This window comes from Psychromonas sp. B3M02 (genome assembly GCF_003318165.1).
GTDB lineage: Bacteria > Pseudomonadota > Gammaproteobacteria > Enterobacterales > Psychromonadaceae > Psychromonas.
In genome coordinates this window covers 21,546-28,362 of the sequence record NZ_QOCB01000049.1, presented here as the reverse complement: position 1 = coordinate 28,362, position 6,817 = coordinate 21,546, and the positions used below count along the sequence as shown (strand labels likewise).

Below are 6,817 nucleotides of genomic sequence, written 5' to 3'. Positions count from 1 at the left end.
TTAGCCGTTGATAAAGTATTACCTGGTATTGGTAAACCATTCATCGCATTAGCCTTGTTCTTCTTCTCGTTCACGACTATTTTAGCTTATTACTACATTGCTGAAACTAACGTAGCTTACTTACGTCGTACGCTTAAATTACCTGATTTCACTTTCCTATTAAAAATCGTGCTTATCGCTGCTGCTTTCTACGGTACAGTGAAAACTGCTAACCTAGCATGGGGTTTAGGCGATGTGGGTGTTGGCTTAATGGCTTGGTTAAACATTGTGGGTATTTTACTTATCTTCTTTATGGGTAAACCCGCTATCAAGGCATTAAAAGATTATGAGCAGCAACGTAAAACAAAACCAGAGTCTTACTCTTTTGATCCGGTTAAATTAGGTATCAAGAAAGCGACATTCTGGGAAAATAGATTAGAAAAAGAGAAAGCTAAAAAATAAACATTAGTTCAATGAACTGATTGAGTTAAGTTGTTATTTTTCTATAAACGCCATTTAGTTTTATCACTAAATGGCGTTTTTTGTTTTATCGTAACTGCATTTGCAGTTATATTGTGAAGTATAGATTCAACGTTAATTAAGGTAGCTAAAAATGGATAACGCACAACAAGTAGAATTAGAAGCAGCGGCATTTCGTCGTTTATTAAAGCATTTAGATAGCCGTAAAGATGTGCAAAATATTGAGTTAATGAACACTGCTGACTTTTGCCGTAACTGTTTATCAAAATGGATGTTAGCTGAAGCTCAAGAGCGTAATATTGAGATGACAGACGAGCAAGCCCGTGAACATATCTACGGTATGCCATACAGCGAATGGAAGGCGAATCATCAGTTACCAGCGACACCGGAACAGATGGCGAAGTTTGAAGCGTTAAAAGCGAAAAAGTAGTTTAAATTAGATGGTGAAGTACTTTTGGGACTAATACTAGTATGCGATAACTCGCATACTGGCAGATCAAAGAATGCGCCTCTAATATTAAGCTTTGCTTAATAGCTGCCGCAATTAACTCTTGTTTACTTATTTATCTCGAAGAATTTTATGATTTTTTGAATGGAGTGCTTAGTTCGCTTTGCTCATTGTGGCTAATACTCATATGCGATGACTCGCATACTGGCAGGCTAAAGCCAGCGCCCCTGAAATCGACTTCGTCTAATCGCTGTCGCTACGAATCGGTATTTATTATCAATAATAAACTAAGAGATCTGCGTTTTTTAGCCTGCAGTTTTTGTATTTAATTTTTTGAATGGGATGCTTAGTTCGTTTTTCTCATTGCGGCTAATACTAGTATGCGATAACTCGCATACTGGCTGGCTAAAGCATTCGCCTCTAATATTAAGCTTTGCTTAATCGCTGTCGCTACTAATTTTTTACTCTCTATCTAATATCAATTGCCACATGGCTTCGTAGTTGAGCATGTTAAGGTGCTTTTTGGTACTTTGGTGCTTTATTTTGTCTTGATCGTTGTTATAAGGGCCGGTAGCGCATAACTCACAGTAGGCTTCATCTTTATATAACGATTCATTCAATTGTGATTTGATGGCATGCGCGGAGTTGTCACTCCATACGTAGGTAATGCCTTTGGTGTCTTTAACATGTTTATCGCGGTCGACATTTCGTACTTTGTAACCGGGGAAAGCATCAATATTAAAATCGTGCCAGCCTAGGTAATCAATATCAGTGTTTCTGTGTAACGCATTCTCAATGTTCCACTCTTTATAAGGCTTCACATCTTTTGAGGTGATGTAACACAAGCGCGCGCCATTTGGATCTAAAAAGTGCTCAAATGAGTTAACTAAAAAGTGACGCAATAGCTGACGGTTTAGCGTATTGATATGTACTTCTTTGCACTTTTCTTGAAACTCTTGATGTGATTTAAAGGCTGGGATCAGCGGGAACTGAAAGATCACTAAATCAAAACTATGCTTTTCTAATGTTGACCAAGCATTAGGATCGGTGACGTCGAACTCACATAAGACAGGACATTGCTGATCTAATAATGTTTGGTAATCATTGTGTGCATATTTGCCTAATAACACGTCACTCGTATCTAATACGGTTGCGGTTAAACTTGCTGGCTGGTGGTGAGTTAATAAAGAAGCAGAAAAAGACAGATCGCCGTCTCCAACTGTTAATACTCGCCATGTTTTATCAATGATCATTATCTGTTCCTGTATTAAAAATCGCGCGCAGTATAGCAAAGAGGAGGGGAATGTTGTGTTATTTTTACGAAGAAAAAGAGCCTAAAACTTATTAGGCTCAATAGGAAAGGCGAAGTTAACTATCTGATGAGGTTAATAATGCATCGAAAGCTTCATTGCCTTGTAAGTTTTCAAAATCGTCTTCATCTGCCGCTAATTCTCTTAATGCAGAACGACCTTCAATGGCTTTCTCTAAATCGCTAATTGCTTGATCTTCTACCCCTAAACAGGCATAAGCACAGGCGCGTTGGTAGAAAGCATCTTGATTGGTATCGTCCATGTCTAATACGCGGTTACAAATACTCAATGCCCAGTGGAACTCTTTTAATTCCATTGCAGCATCGGCTTTAGAGGTTAATGCTTCTAAGTCACCTGGTCGGATTTTTAAGATAGCATCATAGGCAGCCATTTTTTGCTCTGGCGTTTGACCTTTTTGCGCACGTAACCAAAGGTTATGAATTTCGTTAATCTTTTCGATTTCAATATGGTTATCGGCAATACGTAAGGTTTTTCTTCGTAAATCTTTTTCTAAGGTTTTAAATTTCTCTTCATAGGATTGTGCAATCATTTTAATTTCAGCATTGGCTTTTTTGGTGGTGTTCACACGAATTTCATGCAATGACTTCCAACCAAATAGGGCAACTAATGACGCTACGCCGGCAATCACGTAGAAGAAGAAGTTCACGGTTTGCTCTGCGTAACTTAATGATTTGTCTGCAACGTCTAATTCACGATCAGTGATTTGCACAGTAAGGCTGCGCTCTAGATCTTGTAGATCGTGGCGTAAAACTTTTAGCTCATCTAAGACATAACGCTCAACTAAGGCTTTTTCAGCGAAGATTGGTGTGTTTGATTGCGCTTCTCTCGCCGCTAATGCCGATTCAACCGCAGCTTCTAATTTTTGCACATGTTCAACTGCCGTAGCAGATTGCTCTGTTACAGGCTGTGTAGTTTCTTCTTCTGCCCATAACAGAGATGAAATGATGCTGAAAAATGCAAATAGTATAACTTTAATTGGCATAAACCGGTGTCCTTTGACGCGCTAAAAATTGAACGTGAAAGTATGAACTAAGCGCACAGTATTACAATACCAAAGCTAACATTTCTGCTTGATATTGCAATTAATTACAGGTTGAATAGTGGGCTTATTCCATCCATGAGAAATAATTATGCAAGAGCCTGAAAGTCATCAAGAAAAATGGTTGTCTGGTTTCATGAAAGAAACCTTTAAAGAGCAAAAAAGAACCCGTCGTTGGGGAATCTTTTTTAAACTATTAACGTTTACCTACCTGTTTGTAGGTTTATTTCTATTTATGAGTACAGGGTTGTTAGATAAAAATACTTCGACACAGGAAGAGCATACTGCAATGGTGGTGGTAAATGGTGTGATTGCCGCTAATGAAGAAGCCAATGCCAACAGTATTGTGAGTTCGTTAAGAGCCGCGTTTAAAGATGAGCATGCAAAAGCGGTGATGATGGTGATTAATAGCCCGGGCGGGAGTCCTGTGCAAGCGGGTTATGTGAATGATGAAATTAAACGTTTACGTGGTTTATACCCTGAGAAAAAACTGTATGCAGTGATTGCAGAGTTAGGTGCATCGGGTGGATATTACATGGCGGTGGCTGCTGATGAAATCTATGCCGATAAAGCTAGTTTAGTTGGGTCGATTGGTGTTACCGCTTCAGGGTTTGGTTTTGTTGATTTAATGAAGAAAGTAGGAGTGGAGCGTCGTCATTATACTTCAGGCGAGCATAAAGCTTTCTTGGATCCGTTTTCTCCAGCTAAAGAGGAAGAGGGCGAGTTTTGGCAAGGTGTGTTGGACAGTACGCATCAGCAATTTATTAAAGTGGTTGAAGAAGGCCGCGGTGACAGACTAGTTAAAGATAATAAAGACCTTTATTCTGGGTTGATCTGGAATGGTGAGCAAGCCTTAGCAATGGGGCTAATTGATGGTTTAGGTAGCCCTGGTTATGTAGCAAGAGAAGTGATTCAAGCGGAAGAAATTGTAGATTATTCAATTAAACCGTCACCACTAGAAAACTTCACCGAGCAATTAGGTTTATCGATCGGAGAGGGCGTCGCTACATTATTAAATAGCTCAAATGCGTCAATGGAATTGAGATAACACTGGCTATTTTGAGCTAGTATCTTCTTACATTGATAACGCCTCTGATATAAGAGGCGCTTTTGTTGGTGGGGCGAGTTAGCCGACAGGCTAGTGTTACGAGCGGAAGAGCTCTGCGATTCCTTTTTTAGCAACTTAGTCAACTGAAACTCAATTAAACGAAACATCTTTTGAACTTGGGGCGCATGCTTCAGCTTGCAGATTTTTTTGTGTTGAGTGTTAAGTCTCTTGAATTAGATTTTTGATCATTCAAACGAATATTAATATGCGATGACTCGCATACTGCAGGCTAAAGCCAGCGCCCCAGAAATCAGACTTCGTCTGATGGCTGCCGCTACTAATTTGTGTTTATTATCAATTATAAACTAAGAGAGCTGCGTTTCCTTTTTTAGTTTGCTTTGCTCATCATGGCTAATACTATTATGCGATGACCCGTATACTGGCAGACTAAAGCCAGCGCCCCGGAAGGCTGTCGCTACTAATCGGTATTTATCCTAAATAATAAATGAAGACCTCTGTGACTCCTTTTTTAGCAACTTAGTCAACTGAAACTCAATTAAACGAAACATCTTTTGAACTTGGGGCGCATGCTTCAGCTTGCAGATTTTTTGTGTTGAGTGTTTAATAAATGAATATCTTTAAGTAGATTTTCGAGTATTCAGGGAAATAGTTGTATGCGATGGCTCGCATACTGGCAGGCTGAAGCCAGCGCCCCGGATATTAAGCTTCGCTTAATAGCTGTCGCTACTATAAGCTGTATTTATCTCCAATAATTACGACTCATTTATTCAAGTTGTTTAATTTTATGGGGAGTTATGTCTCACTTTACTCAATAGAGTTATGCAATAACTTTTATACTGACTTCAGCCTGTTTTTTCAGGCTGAAGCGCTATCCTACTTTTATTACTTAACTATTACTCAATGGCTTTTAATGTGGCTTTTAGTAGTTTCCAGTAGTTATCTACTGAGGCTATTTCTATTTTCTCATCTGGGCTGTGTGGGAACTTGATGGTTGGGCCGAAGGAGATCATGTCCCAGTGCGGGTAGTTTTCGGAGAATAAACCGCATTCTAGACCTGCATGAATAATCATCGTCTTGGGTTTGTGATCGAATAGTTTTGTATATTCTGTTTCCATCACTTGGTAAATCGCTGAATCAGGATTTGGTGTCCAACCCGGATAATTACCTTCTTTAGCAACTCGTCCGTCATATTTTTTAAAGTGTGCTGCAATCTGATCTGCACGCTGATGTTTGTCTGCTTCTATTTGCGAACGTACTAATACTTGAATAGCAAATTGATTCATCAAACCACTTTGTTGTGTGATCACACCAAGGTTGCTAGAGGTTTCTACTACATTAGGAAAGTTATCATCCATTGCGTAAATACCATTTGAACAAGATGCTAGGGCATTGAGCAAGTTATCGTGACAGTGGTGAGTTAACACTGAACCTGGTAAGTCACAGGGTTGGAGTGTCACGGTAAAGTTATCTTCACTTTCTCGGTATTTGTCTCTTAAGCTTACCTGTAATGTATTGACCACGGTTTCTAAACTATTTTGATATTGTGCATCGCACACGATCACTGCGCTGGCTTCTCGTGGAATAGCATTACGTAAACTACCGCCAGAAAGTGATGAGATTAAGAAAGGTGCTGCATCAAGATTAGTTAATACATTAGCAAGCTCTTTAATAGCATTCGCTCGACCTAAGTTAATGTCTACGCCTGAGTGTCCGCCTTTTAAACCAGATATAGTTATTTGGTAAGCGCTGTCAGTAATATCCGTTTCCATTTTTTCAAAGGGAAGCAAGATATTAACGTTCACTCCGCCCGCGCAACCCACGTATAGTTCACCTTCTTGCTCTGAGTCGGTATTGATGAACACTTTCCCTTCTAGTTGCCCTGCTTCTAAACCAAAGGCTCCGGTCATGCCTGTTTCTTCATCGGTAGTGATCAATACTTCTAATGGACCATGTTCAATGTTTTTATCAGCTAATACCGCTAAGCATGATGACATGCCAACACCGTTATCTGCACCTAGGGTCGTATGATCGGCGCGTAACCATTTACCATCTACAATAGGAGTGATTGGGTCGGTTAAAAAGTTATGTACTTTATCATTATTCTTTTGCGGCACCATATCGAGGTGACATTGCAAAATAACCGGTGTTTTATCTTCATATCCTTTAAAAGCGGGCTTTTTAAGTATTAAATTACCGATTTTGTCTTTTACACAGGCAATATTATTTTCTTGTGCCCAATTTATAATCCAGTTTCTTAATTGCTCTTCATGCTTAGAAGGGTGAGGAATTGCGCAGATATTTTCGAAGAATGACCAAACTGGAGCTGCTGAATGTGATTGTAATTGTTGCATAAACAGGCCTTTTGCCGAATAAAATGAAAATAACCTCAGTTTTGCTTGGTTTAAAATTCAAACACTATCAATTTTCAAATTTTTTATATAAATCGATTTGTATGAAAAACAAACAGAAGT

At 39.2% G+C, this 6,817-nt stretch carries 6 protein-coding genes; 3 read left to right on the top strand and 3 right to left on the bottom strand.

What is annotated here, in order from left to right; all coding sequences use genetic code 11:
* Nucleotides 1-441: alanine:cation symporter family protein (locus DS885_RS06780; RefSeq protein ID WP_147232333.1), on the top strand; the 441-nt coding region annotated here is incomplete at its 5' end.
* Nucleotides 442-592: 151 nt separating this feature from the next.
* Nucleotides 593-889 (top strand): DUF1244 domain-containing protein, encoded by a 297-nt coding sequence (locus DS885_RS06775; RefSeq protein WP_113818676.1) that lies wholly within the window; start codon nt 593-595, stop codon nt 887-889.
* A 479-nt stretch (nt 890-1,368) separates the two neighbouring features.
* Here DS885_RS06775 and DS885_RS06770 read toward each other — a convergent pair whose 3' ends face one another.
* Both DS885_RS06770 and DS885_RS06765 read right to left on the bottom strand, forming a co-directional pair.
* Nucleotides 1,369-2,160, bottom strand: a complete 792-nt coding sequence (locus tag DS885_RS06770) for a class I SAM-dependent methyltransferase (RefSeq protein WP_113818675.1) — start codon at nt 2,158-2,160, stop codon at nt 1,369-1,371.
* A gap of 115 nt (nt 2,161-2,275) precedes the next feature.
* Nucleotides 2,276-3,220 carry a tetratricopeptide repeat protein gene (locus DS885_RS06765; protein ID WP_181817715.1) on the bottom strand — a complete coding sequence of 315 codons (945 nt, stop codon included), beginning with the start codon at nt 3,218-3,220 and terminating at the stop codon, nt 2,276-2,278.
* Nucleotides 3,221-3,368: 148 nt separating this feature from the next.
* On the opposite strand from DS885_RS06765, the gene DS885_RS06760 reads away from it, so the two are divergent.
* A complete protein-coding gene (locus DS885_RS06760) occupies nt 3,369-4,325 on the top strand; it encodes a S49 family peptidase (RefSeq protein WP_113818674.1) in 957 nt (318 codons plus the stop codon).
* A 914-nt stretch (nt 4,326-5,239) separates the two neighbouring features.
* On the opposite strand, the gene DS885_RS06755 is transcribed toward DS885_RS06760, so the two are convergent.
* Nucleotides 5,240-6,697 carry an aminoacyl-histidine dipeptidase gene (locus tag DS885_RS06755; RefSeq protein ID WP_113818673.1) on the bottom strand — a complete coding sequence of 486 codons (1,458 nt, stop codon included), beginning with the start codon at nt 6,695-6,697 and terminating at the stop codon, nt 5,240-5,242.
* Between the last annotated feature and the right edge of the window lie 120 nt (nt 6,698-6,817).

Coding starts and splice junctions, on each gene's coding strand:
- DS885_RS06775 (WP_113818676.1), top strand. CDS start 593: ATGGATAACGCACAACAAGTAGAATTAGAAGCAGCGGCATTTCGTCGT.
- DS885_RS06770 (WP_113818675.1), bottom strand. CDS start 2,160: ATGATCATTGATAAAACATGGCGAGTATTAACAGTTGGAGACGGCGAT.
- DS885_RS06765 (WP_181817715.1), bottom strand. CDS start 3,220: ATGCCAATTAAAGTTATACTATTTGCATTTTTCAGCATCATTTCATCT.
- DS885_RS06760 (WP_113818674.1), top strand. CDS start 3,369: ATGCAAGAGCCTGAAAGTCATCAAGAAAAATGGTTGTCTGGTTTCATG.
- DS885_RS06755 (WP_113818673.1), bottom strand. CDS start 6,697: ATGCAACAATTACAATCACATTCAGCAGCTCCAGTTTGGTCATTCTTC.